Genomic DNA, 18,049 nt, shown 5'->3' with positions numbered 1-18,049 from the left:
CGAACATGTCCAACAAAAGCTATCGGTCCTCGCGTCGCCTGTCTGCCAGCGCGCATGCAAAGTCGCTCTTTCTACCCATGCCTCGCAAGGAATCCTCGGATCTCGCGCTGCGTGCACGGATTGCGCTTGAGCGTCTGCGCAGTGGAGAAGCGGACCGCTCGCTGGTCAATCTCCTCTCGCAGGTCAACATCGTCACGAGCTTCATCACCCGGGCGGGTCACGGGAAACTGGAGATAGGGGAGATTGAACGCGTTGAGCGTGGCCTCGCAGAGGTACTCAATGAGGCCGATCGTACCAGTGCCTGGAATGTGCCCGAATGGCTGATTGACGGCCTCACCGCCGTAGTGAACGAGTACGACCGCCAGCTCTGCTTCACTCGCATGGAGATCGTTTTGAGGGCGAGTGATTACCTCGGAAAGCTGGTCGGTATGGTCACGCGTGACACCCGCGCCAACGACAGTCACCTCCAGGTTGCACAATAACTGCAGCGCGCTTCCTGTGCCCGAATCGCACCTCAGTCAACGAGGTGGGTAAGGGCGGCCGTTGAATGAGGACGTGCGGACGTGAGAGAGGCTCATACAAACGTCAGACGGATATTCTGGCACGTGAGGGTAACCGCTCCCCATAGACGGAGACCATACCTCCGGACGTGCAGTACATGGAAATGAAACTGGGAGCCGTGTAGCCTGTGACTGTCGGCAGAGGCACGCGGGCGCATAGCGACTTCTGGCAACGCTCAACGAAACGAAGTCACACGCGCCACTCGCGACCCGGCGTCCCACAACCCTGCGCGCGGTAAATGCGCTGCCGGCAACCACCTCCCCGGACGAACAGAACATGGAAATTCGCGTCGCTTACGAACACAGTCTCGCCACTGCGCCTGAGGAATTCATCGTTCAGGTGCCTTCGCAGCTCGTGATCGATATTCCAGCGAACGTGCCGCGCGCCCTGTTGCCGGAGTTCATCGCAAACCTGATCGTCGAACGCTCACCAACAATCGGAAAGATTCGCAATCTGAGGATTCTCTAGCGGGCTTCTTTTGATCGTTGATATCCGGGTGTCGACAGACGTTGTTGCCCGGCCTCAGCAAAACTCAGAAGAGGCTCTGTTGCCTGATATCGCGTGCCGGAGGCAATGACGGTTTCTGGCGTCGCGCGCCCACGCGTCGGCGAATGACACGGCGTACATGGGCGATCAGCTCGAAGCTTCCGTTCGGAAAACTGAGCGTGAGCCTGAACTGCGTCAGCCCATCCGCTCCGATACCGGGCTGCACCCGCAGCGATGCACGCATGTCGAGCCGACGGGCACGGTCCACGAGTTGCGCGCGACTCATCCCCGGCCACGCGTGCGAAATCAGTCGACCAACCGCCGGTGGAACCGACTCGGGAGGACAGGCAACTGGCAATGCGAGAGATACAAGTTCAAAACGGTAAGCCATTGGCTTGACGGCGCGCGGCCCTAAGTCCGCACTTCCTCACGTACAAACATGGCGCCGCTCTCACATAAGGCGACGCGCGAAGGGGCCTGAGTAATCAGTCGTAGCGGGCCGCGAATACGGCGTGGCCAGCATGTCACCCCGCCAGCTACGACTGGATCGCCCGTTACCGGTTACGCTGCTGCGACTTCAGGCGTGGCAGCAGCATCAGCTGCGGCCGCTGCCTTTTTGGCTGCAACCTTGCGCGGCGCCGATGCCTTTTTCGCGGGTGCTGCGGCCTTGCGCCCACGCACGCCCTTTGCAGGAGCCGCCGCTGCGCGGCCAGCCTTTTTCGTGGCCACTGCCGTCGTCGCCGCCTTTTTGGCCACGACACGCTTTACGCCTGCCTTCTTCGCAGTAGCCTTTTTCGCAGCACCCTTCTTTGCAGGCGCTGCCTTTGCGTCGGCAGTCTTCGCCGTTGCACCCGCTTCAATCAGGAATTTCGAGCGATCCTTGACGTCGCGAATCCAGAGCGGCGCAAGACCCCGGCCCGACCACGTCGCACCCGTTTTCGGATCCGCGTATTTCGGCGCAACGTGATGCACGACCGCGCCAGGAGCTTTTGCTGCCGCCTTCGCCAGCGTGGTCCCAGGCTTACGACCGCGTCGTTTTGCAACAAAGCCTTCGATGTCGGCGACAGTCAGGCCGTGCTTGTGCATCAGGTCACGGATTTTCGTCAGGCCCACCGACGACTGCTTTTCGGCAATCGCCACTGCCTGCTTCTGGAGTTTGGCAATTTTCGAGTTGATTGCGTCCAGGGTAACCATTTCTATTCCTCGCTGTGGGGTTTACCGTTCATGCGATCCTGGAACTTCCCTGGCTTGTTTGCCAGGCACTTCGAAGTTCGGTCTGCCCGTCAGAATTGACGCGATCGTCGCGGTCGTGATTATGACTTTATCAGTACGCTCGTGCAAATTGAAAGCACAGTGCGCAACGGTTTGAATGTCTCTGGAGTTCAGGAATCGGTGCACGCCCAATGTTGCCTGTGCGTCCCGCAGCGCCGTCTTTCCCGGTTTGAATGCTATTGCGCCGCAAAATGGCCTTCCCTCTATTATCCATACGTGTACCCGGTATCGCTGGTCGGGGAGGTATGGGTCTTGAGTCAGCGATGCGCCTGCTCATTGCGCACGATAAATCGCGAGCGCAACAAAAGCAGACTCAACGTGCGCAAGCAAACCTGGTGTCGCGCATAGGTTGTTTTATACTGCTTTCATAGCGGTCGCCAGCCGCGGCACCTCCCGTGCGCCGCTCCCAGCAAAACATGATTTAACCATGCTCCACCCTCTTCGCTGCCCCGGCATGGGCAGCGTCGGGTCGCGTGGTGTCCTGGCGGCACGCGATTTGCAATCACCTGCCCAACGACAGATTGTCGCGCGGAGAATACACCAGATGGATGAGAGAAAGCGCGAAAGCATTGTGGCCTATCTGCGACGACGGATGGCCGAATTTGGAATCGAACCGGAAGACATTGCTACTTCAATTGCAGCCGATCAGGCGCGTTTGCAGGCAGTGCGTTTCCGCGACGCTTCGGGCAACACATGGGACGGCAAAGGCGTTCCGCCACAATGGGTGGTTCAGGCAATCAGTGCCGGCCAGTCTCTTGAGCATTTCGCAATTGACGGCGCGTCGAATCGCGACCCGGGCAAACGCACCGGCGCCGACTGGCGCAATGACCCGTTTGCCGGCTCGAGACTGGCCACAACAATCAAAACAGAGGGCGTGAGCGCCTGAAAGCCGAGACATCCCGGACCTGAGATCCGGCATCATCTTCCTTGCTCCAGATGCCTGGACACTCACGTGATGTGACTCGCGTCTGCTGAGGAATAAAGCTTCCGGCATGAAGCGAACGGCTATGTGCCTCGCTTCCCGCACAAACTGGCCAGTCACTGAGAGTTACGCACCGTAAGCTAATCGCAGAGTTGCTGCACCTGGGACATGACGGCGCGCGAAGCACCTGTTTGCTGAAAATGAGCCAGTCCCGGGAAAAGCTGGAACCAACGTTGCCAGAATCTGACCGTTTCTCGCAACCGCGTCCAGCAGATTCGTCGCGAAGATACGCAAGATTGCCAGATCTTCGTCATCAGGCAAAATGGCCCACGCGAGCATGACGAAGTTGCCCAGACCGCGGCGTTCAGGAAGTGCCTGAATCCAGACATGTCGGTCGCAGACGCAGCCATGAAACGTTATTTTCGCTCAGGTCGCGCTCGTCCTCCCCGTTCGCACGCGCACTATTCACGATACATTCAGGTATCCTGCACAGCGGACATGGACGTTTCGCACGAGAGAGAAACGATAGCCGGTAAGCCACCTGCGTATGGACGGCCGGTGAAGATCGACATCCTCCTCAGGAAAGGGCTCTACTCTTCTTCGCAGCGCTCGCGCACGACGCCGCCCCCTCCAAGCTGACGCGCGTGAGCCGCGCAAAGCCCGGCATGGACAGCGCTGCCAGACTATCCCGGTGTAAAGGAACTGATTGCTATGAGCGAATCCCTGAAGAAGCCCAGGCCGGATGTGGCGACCTCGCCGACCGTCGTCGTGCGTGTTTCGCGCTCCAGCAGGAAAACGGTCGTAGTCACTTCCGGGATGAAGGCGCAGCTGCTCAAGCGGGCGAAAACATCGACACGAAGTGCATTTCCCGAGCTGCCCGAATGGCGGCTTGAGCGCTGACCAGCAACAGGCCGCAAGGCCCGTTGTGCTTTCTGCGTCTTCCCCGTCAAGCCGAAGGGAGTATCGGACTTACGTCCGATTTCCAGGTCCCCGTCCCCTCAAGACGACACCGGGCGTACCGCTAAAAACGGCTTCAGGAGCCAGGCGTCGCGAGGTCGCCTGTCGTTGCAGACGCGTCGGCTTTCATCTCGCTCTTCCGCTTGAACCAGTCTCCGAATGACGAGTCATCTAACGCGTATTCCCCACGGGCCGAACGCCAAACCAGGTCTTTCTTGCGGAGTGCGTCGAGCGCCTTCTGGATGTGGGTCGCGGCGAGAGTCGAACCGACAATCCGCGAGCAGGCGGTGATGGTCACTTCAGAAAAGGGTTCGAATTGTGGTCCACCTTCGACAAGCAGGCTGAGCACCGCCTGCTGCGGCCTGCTCAGGTTGTCGTACGCTCGCGAATACTCGTCCCAGATTTCATCCTGCCGTGCGATGGCCCCGCGAGCCAGCCGCTCTCCAAGACTGTGCGCAGCCCCTTCATCCAATGCAATTTCCGAGATGATTTTCTTCAGGACCTCGGGGCGGTGGCCCACCAGCTTGAACGCGTCAAATACGGCATCGGGTTCAAACCGGTTGTCTTCTGCCAGGTGCCGATTGATCCGCCCGGTGTACCAGTCAACGTAGTCGCGACCAAGAAACGGGAAAGGCTGAACAGAACTTCCGTAGAACGGCTGCTTCTTCGTGAGCACGAGGTGCAGGAGTTTGTCGCGATGTGAGCCCGTGCATACGATGAATAGTCGCCGGGCACCGTGCGCATCGACGCCTACGGTGTCGCGCGCCGACTTGAGCGAGAACATCAGGTCATCGGCAGAATTGAGTACCTCCTGCGCTTCATCGACGACGAGCATCACCGGCTTGCCGGCTACCTCTGACAGTGTTCGAAGCGCGACCGCGAGTGTCTTGCCGTCCGGCGCCCCGACGTTTTCAAGCCCGTAATCTTCAAGGGTTACGGCCGCGGCGCTCATGCCGGACTTCAGGGCAAGTTCGTCGGCAATCCGGCTTTGCTCGATTCGCAGTGCGTTGACCACGGCCGTCGCGACGAGTCGCGTTGGCGGCGTCTGCTGCGACTCCCACAAGTCCACATACACCGGCAGCCATTGCCTCGCGACGGCCTCGGGCATCAGGTCGCGCCGCAGAAAGGTCGTCTTGCCGGTGCGCCGCGGTGCGGCCAGGAACAGGCCGGAACTCGCGTCCACCAGTCCATCGCCCGTCAGTGCGTGGCAGTAGTCTGCGGCCAGCTTTTGTCTGGTGAAATACTGCGACATGGTCATTACCCTGAATTATCTACGTATGGATAAATTATACCTGCAAAAGATAATTCAGTATAACCCGGAGGGCGAGCGATCCGGGCGGCGACAGTCGGCGACAGATTCAGGCTAGATCCCGCGCGGCGCAATGACGACTCGCAGCGTCTCAAACCGTGTCACGGTTTTCTCGAGATCCCGCACGAGACCGGCAGGATTCTTGACCCGAAGCTGCGGATCATAGACAAAGCAGACAAGGTGTCGGGCTTCTGGATGTTCTGAATATCGCCTGATGTCAACGAGCAACTCGTCCGCGAGCTTCCTGTCCGTCAGGTTTTCACGCGTCATTTTCGTTTCGACCGCGATGCCCGGACCGACCAGGACGAAGTCGATGCGACTGTTTTGTGCCGCGACGGACGGAGAAAACTCCTCATCGCGGACATCGTCGAAGTCCGCAGCGAGCATGGCCGCAAGGAGGTCCTGCACATCGTACTCGTCGTCAACGGCGATCGTCCGGCGGTTTGCATGACGCCGCGCCAATCGCCTCGCGACAAGATGGAAGCGCTGACAGATCTGCTCAACGCGGGCGACGGCGTTGCTGGCGTTACCCGAACTGGATACGTGTTCAGCCCACGGATAGGCTGCGCCACATTGAGGACAGCGGCTGGGCAACGACCAGTTTGCGACGATGACGCCCGGTGCCCTGGGTTTGCCAGGAATGCGTGCGTTGCAGTGAATGCAATGACCCAGCAGTGGCTCCCCACAGATGAGGCAACGTCCGCCTGGCGGAGCTGCGTCGGGGTCGAACTGGTCCGTCCGGACATGGCCGTTACGGCACACATATGTTTGAGTTTCCTGCACCACAGTTATCCGCTGTCGTTATCAGAATCTGGTGATTCTAAAGGACCGTTAGCTGCTCTGGCGGGTCATTCCCCCCGCGATCAAACCGTTTCAGAGCGCGATCAGGCTATCGTCGCTTTCTGGCTCATGAACTGACGCCATGCCTGGCGACGCACGGATCTGGACGAGCCCCGAAGATGTCCCGGGAAGCGCAATTACCATCAATTATCCGAACTACGATAATTTATACCCAACTAAAATAATCGAGGATAGTTTACCCGTTGCCCCGCGACCCAGCTCACCTGATTGGGGCGCCACTCCGTAGGCCCAAACTTCGTTGCCTGCGCATTTGCGAGGATGAATTGTCTCCGCAGTGCGGAGACAATTCATCCCGTCCCCGACGCACTCCGGCACCGAAATATGTGCGGGGAGCGGGTCGCGCCCGAACCAACTGCGCGCAGCCCGTGCGGCGGCACCTGGGTCGCTGCACCCGGGTGGCCAACGAATCACGCGCCCGGCGCCGGACTCCCACGTAACTCGAAGTGTCAGCTTTTCCCTGGACCGGGTCATCGACCACGCGTTGACCGCTTTCGGTCGCCGTATTGGCACGCTGACCGGCCCGGAAGTCGCACACTACCGACACATCCTCGGGTGACTTTTCTGGGTGGAGCGGTTACGATACCTGTATATATATACAGGTATTTATTGGGGGCACCATGGCGCTGCCGCTACTGAACGTCGAGACGATACACCCGGACTTATGGCGAGCCTCGCAGTTGGGCTCCGCCCACGGCCGCACGGTGACGAGTGGACACGAGGCGCTCGACGCGGAGTTGCCGGGCCACGGCTGGCCGACGGGGGCCTTGACCGAGGTGATCGTCCCGCAACCGGGCTGCGGCGAACTGCACCTGCTTAAAGCCGCGCTTGAAGCCGTCGCGACCCGGCCTGTCTTCGTTCTCCAGCCTCAGCACAGACTTCAGCCGGCCATACGCGTGATTGAAAGGATGCCGGCTCGCATCTTTTCACCGGCCGAGGAGTTTGCCGAATGGACTAATATTTTCGGTGGTCGAAAACCGCGGAGTGCGACTGCCTCTTCGATCCAGAGTACGACGTCGTAGCCGGTACCTCGTGCATCATCACCAAGATCATGGTCGAGGCTGATCTCATCTACGACGCCAGTCTCAAGTAGGCATATCGCTTCATCCGGCCAGTACACGCGCACCCATCCTTCCGGCGTCGGCCGTTCGTCATCCAGGTACACTTTCATGGATGCTCCTCGCAAACGCCAACATCGTCCACACCGAGCGCCTGGAAATGTGTCCTTCGCGCACGGCTCGCGCTTCCATTGCGTGTATCGGCCCGATGTCCAGCAAATAGCCGCATTTTGCGGAATGCGGATGAACAGCGAATCATCTCTTCAGATTTTTCTGAACTCTTCAAGTGGCAACCCATTGCGCTCGACGTAGGCATTGGACGACGCGATCGCGTCCGCGTTCTCCTTCAACCAGAGCTCAGCACGTTTGTCCGACACGGCCCTGGCCAGTCCGGCTTCAGCAGCCTGCGATATATTCACCCCGAGATTGCTGGCTTCGGACAGCAGGGCTTCCGGTAGTGAAACGCTCGTCGCTTTCTTCGGAGCGTTGACGTTAGTCGCCATGGTGAATCTCCTTGCAGGGTGATTATCCGGATCTTGCCACGAAGCCCCGTTCCCGAGGACATACCGAAGCCCACTCCAGTTCGCTTGAGCCCAGCCGCCTGTCAGGCATTGGCATTGATCCGCACGGGCCAGCTATTCGGCCACGGTTCGATGTACGTCGATTCCGAAGCACTTGCTGAATCGCCCCACGTACGCATTTTCCGCAAACGCGCCGCGCCAGCAACGTTGCAATCTACGTGTACGCAATATGCAGGGTCTTCCGGACCTTTGCGAATCCTGCGCTACAGGCCAATACTCTGGATGGCTTACTCTGGGTCAGCGTAATACTTCCACCTCTGTCAAGAAGCACAACAGCCAGGTTGGGAGCCATCATCCTCGACACGTAGGGTATCCCGTCCACGTCAGTCGGATGCGTGTAGATCGCCCGCGACCAGCGCATCGGAACCCCGGTTTGCGGTACCAAACAGCCCGGCGTGCGCGCCAAGCGCGTTCATGCCCTGGCCTGTCAGATTGGCAAGCGTCAGGTCCGTCCCCTCGAATGTATGGATAAAACGCCGCTTCACTTCTTCGGCTGCGACCTGATACTGCGTCCCAACCGGTTCAAGGTCATGAAGCAGCGACTCTGCGACAGCTGTGGCCAGATTCAGTCCGAAGTAGCTGGTTCCGTACTCCCTCCTGGGATTGTCGAAGCGGTGACTCGCCGTCCTCCCGAAATGCGGTTCGTTTGTGTTGTAGCTCGATATGCGGACCAGCCGTTTGGCCTTGAGCGTGATGACCGGCAGCGCAAGCGTACCGAAATTCCTTGCGGGGTTTTTGAGGGCGCGTGCAACCAAATGCTATTCCTCCGCGTAACCCGCTGCGGCGCGCAGGACCTTCGACAGGTTGACCTTCTCCACCTGGTCAATGCTGTTGCGACCGCCCTGCCGGCGCCCAGGCTGCTTGCCACCAATCACTTCTAATGGAGTAAGGCCAGCCAGCGAGCGCCGCGGATCCGTGAGAAAAGCCCATTTGCTCGCACCGGGCAGTTCTTTCAAAGCCCTGGAGACGCGCGCAACCGTACGCCGGTCGAGGCTCTCGTCCACAAAAAAGGCGGGGTAGTAGCTCACCCCGTTGGGGCCATCCACCGTGAAGAGCGAGCCTGTCTTCAGCCGCTGGTGGATTGCCTGACGAGTGACACCTGCCAGGCCCATGAACTCCGCAGGCTTGAGCAGTTTGCCTTCCTTTGCGAGCTTCGCGCGGGCTGCCATCGCTTCGGCAAACATGTCCGCTTCGGCAGAGGACGCGCCTGCACGCCGGCCTGCCCTGGCGTCCACGGCGGTGCGAGCGCGCGGCGCGGGAGCGCGACGGCTGTGTCCCGCGCCCGGCTTCCTGGCCGGTGCGCCTTCACCCGCAGTGTCGGCGACGGCTGTGAACGCATCATCGAACCCCTGTGCGAACAGCGCGATCGACTGCGCGAATCGCTGCTGCTTTTTAGCGGGAAGCTGACCGATATCGGCCTGCATTGAACTCGCCACGACCTTTCGGATCGCTTCCGGGGTTCGCGCGCCAGTACGATCCAGCACCTTCGCAGCACGCACAAGCAGACGCGAAAACTCTGACGCCTGAATGGTTGCCTTAGACATGGGCCGTCTCCAAGGGAATGATCAAGCGTATTCCGAAGATGATGACACGGTCAAGATTGTCAAGGATGTAAAGGAAGTAAATCTTCCAGGGCATCGCGCGGATAGGTGCCGGACAAAGCGCAGCGCTCCGGCCCTTATCAGGTCACCCGCCGTGCTGGAAAGGCGATCCAGAAACGTGCGCTGGCGGGATGACTATCGTGTTCACGTAGGGTGAATACCTGGCAACTGAAGATGAGAAACGGGAAAGCCGGGAACCGCCAGGGAGACCGTTGCCTTTGGCGCAGAAAGGACGGCAGCAACACCGAAAAGAAAACGCCCTCAATAGTGCGGACTGGCAACAAATCCGGGCCAGTGGGCGACGGAGCCGCGGCTCACCCTCCTGAAACTTCGCACGGTTTCATCCTCTGAGCCGACGAAAGGTTGCGGCTCGGTACGTCTCTTCCACAGCGCCGCTCCGCACATTGACCCCGCGTATTGTCACTTCACGCTCGCCGGCACCACTGGCATCCGCAAACCCCTTCATTGTGCGCCGCAAGCGCGACGTCGCAGAGGTCCCTCGTTTCCGGGGCTGTGTTCGTTCGCGCGGCCATTGTCGTGTTGTCCACGACAACGAGCAAGCACTACGCAGTAATGACGCCCAGAAACCGGCCAGTAGCCACGCGGACCGCAATAGCGCCACCAGGTGTAGTGCGTCGCCCACCGTCGGTAGAGGCACGTTCACTTCCGCAGTGGCAAAACCGTTCGCTGCGCGTGACTTGTCGTCTCTGCAACACATGATAGAAATGTTTGTGATGGAATTCATACGGAACCGGAGACAACCCATGGTGAAAACAGCAGTGCGAACCATCCTCGAATTTTGTGTCATTGCCAATGTCGCTCTCCTTGCTGGCTTCGCATCGATGGTCGCCTGTGAGCATGTCCGCGAATACGCCACCCGGTTAACAAAGGACGACTGGCCGCAGGCCGAACTGGACACCGCAGCATCTGCCGCCCTCGCGTTTCAGAACGACTATGGACGGCTCCCCCACAACCTCGACGAACTGCGTGCCTCGCGAGCCGGGGCATACCTGCCCCGCGGCTTCGATCTGAAGGGCGTACTGTACTTTCGTGATGGGGACGGTCGTCCGCGGCTAAGCTGGCGGGATGATATCGATCGTGGTGCCGCGTACTGCACCCTTGATGCCGCATTAAACAGGCACTGCTAGCCATCGAACGTACGCGAATGCGAAGTTCAGGCGCTGCGTTCGGACTCCCGGATCCTGGTGCACTAACTACACACGCGGTCTTTTACCGCAACGTGTTGGCCGTCTCCTGGCACCGCTGCCCTTGCACGTCGCTCCGCGCTTTAACGATCGAACGATCAATGGTATTTCGACAAACGAGGTCGCTCACCCCGAAGACGGTCCGCAAATGGACATGCTTCCTTGAGGCACCCCGATCGTGCACTTCAGCCGCGACGTGGTCCATTGCGTTACGACATCGTCGCGATGGCATGGAGTTTCGAAAGGCATCCTGTGGTAGTGCCGGTCAAAAATCTGGCGCGAAATACGATACCCGCCCACCACGTCGCCATGGAAGCAACCATACCGTTCACGCGGACGATCGCGCACAAACCAGCCAGTGACCTCAAATGAGATTTCAAACCGCATGACAGGTTTGGGCAGATTTGCGCTGGTAGTGGACGGAATTACCCCGACGTCACAGTGAAACTCGAGGCTACCGCCAGGGGCGCTGATGGTAGAGACGATGAGGCGCATCAAAACGGGGGCCCGTTCGGGGACCGGGGTGAGCCAGCAGAAGCGAGCCGCTTCCGGTCCTGAAAGGTGAGTTTTTCCGGGGCTTTGCCAATGTCGATAACGAACGTCCTCCCGCGCCGGCCTTCCGGACCGCGGCTGCGCCCATGCTCTCAAGCAGCTGGCCGCGGTTTGCGGCGAAAACTATCCGCGCTACGCCACCTCTTCGGCGTGGCCAGATCAAACCTCCGAAGCACGGCTTGCATCCCGGGAAACGCGCGAGATCATAGGATATTCAAAACGCCGAGAAGGCCTGAACGACGAAACGCGCCGACCAATTCAAAATCACCACAGCGCTTTCGGCCTGCGGAGACAGCATCTATATGAGCCGGCACCACGTCAACGAGCAGCCGGGCGTTCATCCGTTGCGCCAGGCGTGTGCCGGAGATAATCACGAACCGCGCCATACGGTGACGCCGCCGTTTCGCAGTGCAAATCGCTCTTATCACCTCTTCCTCAACCGGGTGAAGATGGATTTCATGGTTGCGGTAGTGACTATCGAAGGCAGCAACAGGAGCCATTCCGCCAGCGTCGTGACGGTATTGACACGCGACCATTTCGAGAATGACGCGGGCCCGATCGGGAAGAGGGCGCTGCGCGTCGCAGCGAGCCGAGTGCTTAATCCTGTCGATTTCAGGCGTTGGGAGGAAGGGAAATTCGGACCGGGCGGCACGCGCCGCAGATACCGCGTCTTCACCTATTAAAGAGTGGGGACGCCAGTACGGGCTGCGAGATCCTCAACGACGCTCCAGTCTGCGACCACTCCGTCAATGAGCATGCGCTCACAAACGCCGCCGGCCACCCCGGATTCTGGGACTGGTACGCCCGTCAGGCGAGCCGTGTCAGCCTGCCTGTCGATTCGGTCGTCTCAATGCGCATCGTAGACTCTCACAAGATTCGTCTGGGGCTTTCCGCCCCGGCGTGTAAATGCCCATGGTGCCAGGCGAAGAAGCCACACTAAGCGCTACGCTTACGGTGGCTTCCACGCTTTAATTCATTCCTGGCCCCGGACGGCGACCAATGGATAACCGCCCCCACCTACACGCTGGGCAGTGCTGACAGGAGGCGGACCCTCACGCGCCGACGGCATCGAAGTGCCCAGACGGAAGAACATTGACGTCTTCAAGGGCGAACCGGAGAGTCCAGTTGAAATATATGACCATCGGGGTGGACATCGTAAAAGACCTCTTCCAGCTTCACCAGGTGGACGCCGACACAGGTCAGATTGCAAACAGGCAATTGAAGCGGGTCGTGTTCCTCGAGCATTTTGCGAATCGCGTCCCTTGCCTGATCAGCACGGAGGCGTGTGGTGGTTCCCTGCATTGGGCTAGATGACTGAATGAAACGGGCCATCAGGTCAAGCTGATACCAGCCAAGTTCGTCAATGCTTTCGCTTCCCGATCATGTCGGCCGTCTCATGTATTCTGCTACCTGCGAGGGTCATCAGTCCCTTCTCATTTCGTCAAGATTGCCCTGCCAGTCGAGCTTGCCGCGGTACTGGATAATTTCTTCCTGACGCTTAAGCCGAATGATGGTCCGCAGGCCGAGCTCCACGACGTCCCGTTCGGTTTTCAGGCCGGCTGCCGCAAGGGCGTCGGCCATCAGGCGATCGTCAATTTCGAGTGTCGTACGCATGATGTGGATCCGCTAAATACCTGAACGCATGTTACGCCCGTTCGCCGCCTTCCGTGCTAGCACGCATTGCTGGTGTGGACCAGAGTCCAAGGCGATGACGCCTTAGGCAGGCAGCACTTGAGAGACGCGTACACCGTCAGCGACGTCTCAGTTCGATATCAAGGCTGGCCTTCGTCGCCGCGAGACAAACGACCGCTCAATGCATTGGTTACGCGCGGGCGTGCCTCTGTCCGTGGCACGCTCGGTCGAATGCTTGAGTCTTTGCTGGCGGGTCGCAACGACTTCGGCTATCAACTCACCCGCTTTACAGGTGGACTCGACGTCATGTCGGAACACCCGCAGACTGGCAACGCGCTACGTGTTCAGGCACCTTCTCGGGTTCCGATTCGTGCGTTGACCACGGTTCTTCGATCTGGTTGCGGCCCCTTTCCTGTTACTCGCTATCGGAAATCTGATGTGTACGCGATCTAGTCGACACAAGCAGGGGAGGCTCAAGAACGATACCCCACGCGGTCAGCAAACCATCAAAAGACGGCTTTCCTGCCTGCGTTCTGGGTGCGGGCAAGGCGATTCCAGTCGTCCGATAGTGAACGCGCTCCTTCGCGCTCGCGCCTGAACGAACAATGCGCTCAAGCGCTCCATTGCGCAGCGCGTACTGGACGGCATCAGAGGCCGTGCGCGACTTCATCAACCCGGACGCCACAATCTCGCTCACCGTCGCGCTCGCGCGTTCGCGAAACCACGCGAGGAGTACCTCAGCGTTTTCGTGCGTGCTCATGATCGGCCCTTCCTGCGCGCGGGGCTTCGCCGCGCGTTATGTGTAGTTGTTGTCATTCCAGTGCCTGGCCCATCAGTTCCGACCATTCAATGCCGCGCTCATGCGCCGACGAACCGTCATGAGTCTTTCTGTTCATCGAAGGGTACGTGCTCACCCGTCGACGACTGCTTGCCGAGCTTGCCTTCATCTTCCATCGCGTCCTGCCACGCCAGCATGGCGTTCGCGACGGCGTCCTTCTCACCGCTGAAGGAGAGCACCGTTTCCCCGCACGACGGGCAAATGCCGCCGAATGCAGCCTGGATACCCGCCATGTTTCGCGTGTCCAGCGCGTCGAAATCGCTGAACGCGGTCTTGCAGGCGCCGCATACCAGCTTTGCCGGACGCAATGCCTCAATCTTCGCCTTTGCCTGCGCGACGCGTTGCTCCTGCGTGCCACGTTGTCTTGCCTGTCCCATCGCTCCTGCTCCGTTTGCTGTGATCCGGTAGTGGCCCGACATTCCGTTGCCAGCCCGCCGGGGTTTGATTGATTCTGGGGAAGAACCGATATTTTACCGGTCACGACAAATCGCCAATACCGAACGCGTGTGCGGCCTGGAATCCGGTTATTCCAGAGGCGGATAAAGCCCGGCGAGCCGCCGCAGGCCACCTATCACAGAAGATTTGAAGCCAGGTGTCTGTCGTGCCACGAGGAAGGCGGTTGCCCGGCGGCCTGCGGGCAGTAGACTGCAACGAGGCAGCGAGGAACGTCACGGCGTTGAGCGCTGACTGTGTGACGCCCGTTACCCAGCCGACGGACGAGTCGCGATGGAATCCAGCAAATCTAAAGGTCGCCACCGCACGCGGGCAATCGTTGACCTTTCCCCGGAGGCGGTAGTGGCCCGCATGGAAGCGTTTATCGAACGAACCCTTAGCCGGGCCACCAACGCGGCCCGGTTACGACTCCTGGATGATCCAGTTCGAACGCCAATCACCCCTGGTGCCACCGATCGCGTTAGTACACCCGAGCCCAAAGCGGGTCTCTACCCTCCATCGGCGAACGTACATTCAAGGTGTGCGCTTTCCTCTGAAGGTAACCACATCCCATCGACGGCAACCTTGCCGTCGCGCCGCTTCGATCATGTAACCGGGACGTAGCTCCGTGACACGAGCTTGAGCACCCTCGTCGCGTGACGTGACCATTACACCCCGCCGCCGACCATTGGCCGCATGGATGAGCTGAATCCAAGAGCTTTCCGGTGGCGAAATCATCAGGGTGTTCAGCCAATCCCTGTTATTACGGCCGACCCGGTTCTGTCGCTGACGTTCCGGCGTGTTCATTCCTGCAGCCGGCGGGCTTTCCGCCCGCAACCCACCAGGATTCCGGTTGCGCCGTATTAGTGGCATGTTAGACGACCAGTCCCCTCTTCCTTCTCCGCACTGCTGTATCCGGGTCGCTCGCCCGGCCCGACTTGCGCTCTGCGAATCCCGTGAGATGCTGAACCAGTCACCAACGCCAATCCTGGAGTTGTGTGACAGACCAACGGCCGCGATCAACAGGCACGGTTTCGCTCGTACCGGGCGATGCAGGCGGCGCGAAGCGGGCGACCACGTCCTTATTTACATTTGGAGTACGTATCAATGACCAGAGAAAACAGAATCTGGAAAATCGCCGTCGATGAAGCGCGTGGCTTTTTTCTCGACATCCTTGGCCCGCTAATCAGGCTCGTCAGGTGGATACGACGTCGAAACGGGAAGTAATCGCGCCGCACGCCCGAACCGATAGATAAGGCCTTCCGGAGTCAACTGATGAAAATTCGCCGATTTGCTTTCAAGCCAAATGGAACTTCTGTGACTCGCATCTCGAGTCGACGGATGTCGATCTCCATACCCGACGAGGTCCCCATCGAAGTTATCCGACTTTGGCTTGCCCGCCTGACAGTTCCTCTGAAAGGGCGACTGTCGACGTTGCGCTATGTCCGAAGACGTGAAACCCGGAGAAAGCGCGTCGCGGTTTGCCGCTTGAGGCGACGTCGCATCCGGCGCATGCGCGTACATGTGCCGGTTCGCATCTGGCGGCACGAGGCGGCCCGTTAAGGGTGTGTCCCTGGCGTTCCCTTTGCTCGCTGTCGACTTGCATAGCAAGAAACCGGGCACACACTGAAATGGAATGACCCGGACGGCAACCCTCGTGCCGACCCGAACCCTTCTCCTGGAAACCAGAATGAAAATTCCACATTTTGCATTACTGAGTATTGCTCGAGTTGTTTCTGTCTTCCTGTGCTTCGCTTTCCTTAGTCACGAATGGCGCACACTGTTCCAACATGGTTCCGTCCACATCCTTGCCGCAACGGTTGCAACGCTGCTTGCCGCATCGCTGGTCTGGTTTCCGAACCGGAGCGTGCGCGGCTGGACCTGGATCGCGTTCATCGTGCTTGCAATCGGTATGACGCTCGTGGCGCTTACATTCACGGCCTGGAGTCTTGCTGCCATCGTAGTCATTGCAGTGGCGTCCTCCAGACTCTGGCGGCTGCATCAGCGTCGGACGCCTGCCAGGATGATTGTCGACGGCACGCGCGTCATCATCCCGCTGGAAACGAAGATCACCCCGCAATGCGTACCGGCGGTCGCGCGTGAAAAGCGGGCAACAGTGGCACGCGCCACACAGGCGGCTACGGAAAAAAACCTACCTGTCGCGCAAGAGGTACCGGCTCAGCCGATACCGGCGGCACAACCGGCGCCGATGCAGGAACCTCGTGCGGTGCCGGCTCGGCAGGTGACTGCCCCTACATGGGATTTCAGTGAGAACGTACGCAAACCGCGTCACAACTTTTCTGCGGTCGTCGGCATGAACGAGACGAAATCGCGCCTGTTCCGGGCGGCTCAAGAAATCCTTGAAGGCACTTCGAAAAATCACAATAACGGCATCCTGTTGTTCGGCGATCCCGGCAACGGAAAGACGTTCTTTGCTGAGGCGCTGGCGGGCCAGCTCGGAGTCCCCCTGCTCTTGATCAGCTACGGAATTGTGGCTAGCAGGTGGATTAACGAAAGCCCGGAGAAAGTCAAGGCAGTGTTCGATGAGGCACGCAGGATTGGGACCTGTCTGCTCTTTGTTGACGAGATTGACTCCTTCATCAAACCGCGTGAAGGCAACGTGCACAGCATGGACCGCGACCTGACTAACGTAATGCTCACCGAAATCGTTGGGTTGCGCGGCTCAAAGGTGATCCTTGTCGCAGCGACAAACTTCCTGGATGACCTCGACGGAGCGGGAAAACGCGAGGGACGGTTTGACTACAAGATCGAGATTCCGCCGCCCGACCACAGCGCCCGAACTACGCTTCTCTGGCGCTCGATCACCGAGGAGCTGGGTGACGGATTTGCACAGCGCGAGCCGATCACCGCACTCGCCCGACGCTGGGAGGGATTCAGCGCTGCACGGCTGACAGCACTCGGAGGGCAGTTGCGCGAGATGCATCGCGACGGGAAATTCACGGGCCCGGTGACGTTCGAGATAGGTATGAAAGCGATGCGTCTGCTACAGGGACGCAAGGGACGACTGCCCGAGGGTGTCAAGGACATCTCCGACATCATCATGCCCGACAGGTCCCGCGGCGCGTTACGCAATCTGGCGTACCGCATGAAGGAAACTGAAAATCTCGAAAAACTCGGCTCGACGCTTCCGCGCGGCGTCATGTTTGTCGGCCCCCCCGGAACAGGCAAGACCCAGGCGGCGATGTCGCTCGCAAAGGCAAGCGAATGGGCGTTCCTGAAGACAACCGGCGCCGACATCATTGCAGACCCGAGGTCATGGGACCGGCTGTACCGCGAAGCCTGTGACGTCCGTCCGTGCGTTGTGTTTATCGATGAGGCGGATGGAATCCTGCAGGACCGACGCCACACAGGCCACGGAATGCTGACTGAAAAGATCCTCGACACGCTAGATGGGGCTGCGGGAAGGACACCCGATGTGCTCTTCATTGGGGCAACCAACCACTACGCGCGCATTGACGCGGCTGCGGTGCGCAGCGGGCGCTTTGAGGAAAAAATCCTGTTCGATGTTCCAACAAACAGGGCAATGGCGGCGTACGTGCGAACAATTTTCGCCAGTAAGCTGGACAATGCCTGGAAAGTAGAAACAGGAGCCGTGGTCCATACAATCAGGCTTCTCCGCGGCCGGACTATCGCCGATGCCGACGCGCTCGTGCGCAAGGCGATGACGCTCGCAGCGCTCAGGCGCATGCGTAAACAAACGGCGGACTTTCGCGTCACAGATGTTGTGAAGGCTGCACACACAATATTTGCTCAGTGACCGACCG

17 protein-coding genes and 1 pseudogene are annotated in these 18,049 nt (G+C 59.5%); 8 read left to right on the top strand and 10 right to left on the bottom strand.

Annotated features, from left to right (window positions below; genetic code table 11):
* Positions 1-5 precede the first annotated feature (5 nt).
* Positions 6-482, top strand: coding sequence for a hypothetical protein (locus U5A65_RS37075; protein ID WP_321949351.1), 477 nt, complete (start codon positions 6-8; stop codon positions 480-482).
* Positions 483-837: 355 nt separating this feature from the next.
* The gene (locus tag U5A65_RS37070) at positions 838-1,029 is read left to right on the top strand and encodes a hypothetical protein (RefSeq protein ID WP_201698501.1); all 192 of its coding nucleotides are present in this window, start codon (positions 838-840) and stop codon (positions 1,027-1,029) included.
* Positions 1,030-1,608: 579 nt separating this feature from the next.
* Here U5A65_RS37070 and U5A65_RS37065 read toward each other — a convergent pair.
* The gene (locus U5A65_RS37065; protein WP_321949350.1) at positions 1,609-2,241 is read right to left on the bottom strand and encodes an H-NS histone family protein; all 633 of its coding nucleotides are present in this window, start codon (positions 2,239-2,241) and stop codon (positions 1,609-1,611) included.
* A 622-nt stretch (positions 2,242-2,863) separates the two neighbouring features.
* Between U5A65_RS37065 and U5A65_RS37060 the strand changes: the two genes are divergently transcribed.
* Complete coding sequence (locus U5A65_RS37060; RefSeq protein WP_415766304.1) at positions 2,864-3,205, top strand: H-NS family nucleoid-associated regulatory protein; 342 nt, start codon at positions 2,864-2,866, stop codon at positions 3,203-3,205.
* 747 nt (positions 3,206-3,952) lie between these two features.
* Complete coding sequence (locus U5A65_RS37055; protein WP_321949348.1) at positions 3,953-4,141, top strand: hypothetical protein; 189 nt, start codon at positions 3,953-3,955, stop codon at positions 4,139-4,141.
* A 133-nt stretch (positions 4,142-4,274) separates the two neighbouring features.
* Here U5A65_RS37055 and U5A65_RS37050 read toward each other — a convergent pair whose 3' ends face one another.
* The 6 genes from U5A65_RS37050 to U5A65_RS37025 form a co-directional block, all read right to left on the bottom strand.
* On the bottom strand, positions 4,275-5,450 hold the full coding sequence (locus tag U5A65_RS37050) for a hypothetical protein (RefSeq protein ID WP_321949347.1): 1,176 nt from the start codon (positions 5,448-5,450) through the stop codon (positions 4,275-4,277).
* A gap of 111 nt (positions 5,451-5,561) precedes the next feature.
* A complete protein-coding gene (locus U5A65_RS37045) occupies positions 5,562-6,290 on the bottom strand; it encodes a DUF2321 domain-containing protein (protein WP_321949346.1) in 729 nt (242 codons plus the stop codon).
* A 955-nt stretch (positions 6,291-7,245) separates the two neighbouring features.
* A complete protein-coding gene (locus U5A65_RS37040) occupies positions 7,246-7,536 on the bottom strand; it encodes a cyclic-phosphate processing receiver domain-containing protein (RefSeq protein ID WP_321949345.1) in 291 nt (96 codons plus the stop codon).
* 150 nt (positions 7,537-7,686) lie between these two features.
* Positions 7,687-7,926: a type II toxin-antitoxin system CcdA family antitoxin gene (locus tag U5A65_RS37035; protein ID WP_321949344.1), complete on the bottom strand. Its 240-nt coding sequence runs from the start codon at positions 7,924-7,926 to the stop codon at positions 7,687-7,689.
* A 401-nt stretch (positions 7,927-8,327) separates the two neighbouring features.
* Positions 8,328-8,759 carry an RES domain-containing protein gene (locus tag U5A65_RS37030; RefSeq protein ID WP_321949343.1) on the bottom strand — a complete coding sequence of 144 codons (432 nt, stop codon included), beginning with the start codon at positions 8,757-8,759 and terminating at the stop codon, positions 8,328-8,330.
* 3 nt (positions 8,760-8,762) lie between these two features.
* Complete coding sequence (locus U5A65_RS37025; protein ID WP_321949342.1) at positions 8,763-9,548, bottom strand: hypothetical protein; 786 nt, start codon at positions 9,546-9,548, stop codon at positions 8,763-8,765.
* 821 nt (positions 9,549-10,369) lie between these two features.
* On the opposite strand from U5A65_RS37025, the gene U5A65_RS37020 reads away from it, so the two are divergent.
* The 3 genes and pseudogenes from U5A65_RS37020 to U5A65_RS37010 form a co-directional block, all read left to right on the top strand.
* Positions 10,370-10,753 (top strand): hypothetical protein, encoded by a 384-nt coding sequence (locus tag U5A65_RS37020; RefSeq protein WP_321949341.1) that lies wholly within the window; start codon positions 10,370-10,372, stop codon positions 10,751-10,753.
* Positions 10,754-11,664: 911 nt separating this feature from the next.
* On the top strand, positions 11,665-12,045 hold the full coding sequence (locus tag U5A65_RS37015; protein ID WP_321949340.1) for a hypothetical protein: 381 nt from the start codon (positions 11,665-11,667) through the stop codon (positions 12,043-12,045).
* 451 nt (positions 12,046-12,496) lie between these two features.
* A pseudogene (locus tag U5A65_RS37010) lies at positions 12,497-12,739 on the top strand (IS110 family transposase); the annotation flags it as partial.
* A gap of 45 nt (positions 12,740-12,784) precedes the next feature.
* Here the strand turns inward: U5A65_RS37010 and U5A65_RS37005 are convergent.
* The 3 genes from U5A65_RS37005 to U5A65_RS36995 form a co-directional block, all read right to left on the bottom strand.
* The gene (locus U5A65_RS37005; RefSeq protein WP_321931655.1) at positions 12,785-12,976 is read right to left on the bottom strand and encodes a type II toxin-antitoxin system VapB family antitoxin; all 192 of its coding nucleotides are present in this window, start codon (positions 12,974-12,976) and stop codon (positions 12,785-12,787) included.
* Between the two features lie 433 nt (positions 12,977-13,409).
* Positions 13,410-13,754 (bottom strand): hypothetical protein, encoded by a 345-nt coding sequence (locus U5A65_RS37000; protein WP_321949339.1) that lies wholly within the window; start codon positions 13,752-13,754, stop codon positions 13,410-13,412.
* Between the two features lie 116 nt (positions 13,755-13,870).
* Positions 13,871-14,209 (bottom strand): hypothetical protein, encoded by a 339-nt coding sequence (locus tag U5A65_RS36995; RefSeq protein WP_321949367.1) that lies wholly within the window; start codon positions 14,207-14,209, stop codon positions 13,871-13,873.
* A 1,745-nt stretch (positions 14,210-15,954) separates the two neighbouring features.
* On the opposite strand from U5A65_RS36995, the gene U5A65_RS36990 reads away from it, so the two are divergent.
* Entirely contained in the window at positions 15,955-18,042 is a 2,088-nt protein-coding gene (locus U5A65_RS36990) for an AAA family ATPase (RefSeq protein WP_321949338.1), read from the top strand.
* Positions 18,043-18,049 lie beyond the last annotated feature (7 nt).

This window comes from Paraburkholderia sp. J10-1, assembly GCF_905220165.1.
GTDB lineage: Bacteria > Pseudomonadota > Gammaproteobacteria > Burkholderiales > Burkholderiaceae > Paraburkholderia.
Note: the sequence above shows the minus strand (reverse complement) of the source record. Positions and strands in the feature narration are given on the sequence as shown.

Coding starts and splice junctions, on each gene's coding strand:
- U5A65_RS37065 (WP_321949350.1), bottom strand. CDS start 2,241: ATGGTTACCCTGGACGCAATCAACTCGAAAATTGCCAAACTCCAGAAG.
- U5A65_RS36990 (WP_321949338.1), top strand. CDS start 15,955: ATGAAAATTCCACATTTTGCATTACTGAGTATTGCTCGAGTTGTTTCT.
- U5A65_RS37000 (WP_321949339.1), bottom strand. CDS start 13,754: ATGAGCACGCACGAAAACGCTGAGGTACTCCTCGCGTGGTTTCGCGAA.
- U5A65_RS37050 (WP_321949347.1), bottom strand. CDS start 5,450: ATGTCGCAGTATTTCACCAGACAAAAGCTGGCCGCAGACTACTGCCAC.
- U5A65_RS37035 (WP_321949344.1), bottom strand. CDS start 7,926: ATGGCGACTAACGTCAACGCTCCGAAGAAAGCGACGAGCGTTTCACTA.
- U5A65_RS37040 (WP_321949345.1), bottom strand. CDS start 7,536: ATGAAAGTGTACCTGGATGACGAACGGCCGACGCCGGAAGGATGGGTG.
- U5A65_RS37070 (WP_201698501.1), top strand. CDS start 838: ATGGAAATTCGCGTCGCTTACGAACACAGTCTCGCCACTGCGCCTGAG.
- U5A65_RS37025 (WP_321949342.1), bottom strand. CDS start 9,548: ATGTCTAAGGCAACCATTCAGGCGTCAGAGTTTTCGCGTCTGCTTGTG.
- U5A65_RS37020 (WP_321949341.1), top strand. CDS start 10,370: ATGGTGAAAACAGCAGTGCGAACCATCCTCGAATTTTGTGTCATTGCC.
- U5A65_RS37060 (WP_415766304.1), top strand. CDS start 2,864: ATGGATGAGAGAAAGCGCGAAAGCATTGTGGCCTATCTGCGACGACGG.
- U5A65_RS36995 (WP_321949367.1), bottom strand. CDS start 14,209: ATGGGACAGGCAAGACAACGTGGCACGCAGGAGCAACGCGTCGCGCAG.
- U5A65_RS37075 (WP_321949351.1), top strand. CDS start 6: ATGTCCAACAAAAGCTATCGGTCCTCGCGTCGCCTGTCTGCCAGCGCG.
- U5A65_RS37055 (WP_321949348.1), top strand. CDS start 3,953: ATGAGCGAATCCCTGAAGAAGCCCAGGCCGGATGTGGCGACCTCGCCG.
- U5A65_RS37005 (WP_321931655.1), bottom strand. CDS start 12,976: ATGCGTACGACACTCGAAATTGACGATCGCCTGATGGCCGACGCCCTT.
- U5A65_RS37015 (WP_321949340.1), top strand. CDS start 11,665: ATGAGCCGGCACCACGTCAACGAGCAGCCGGGCGTTCATCCGTTGCGC.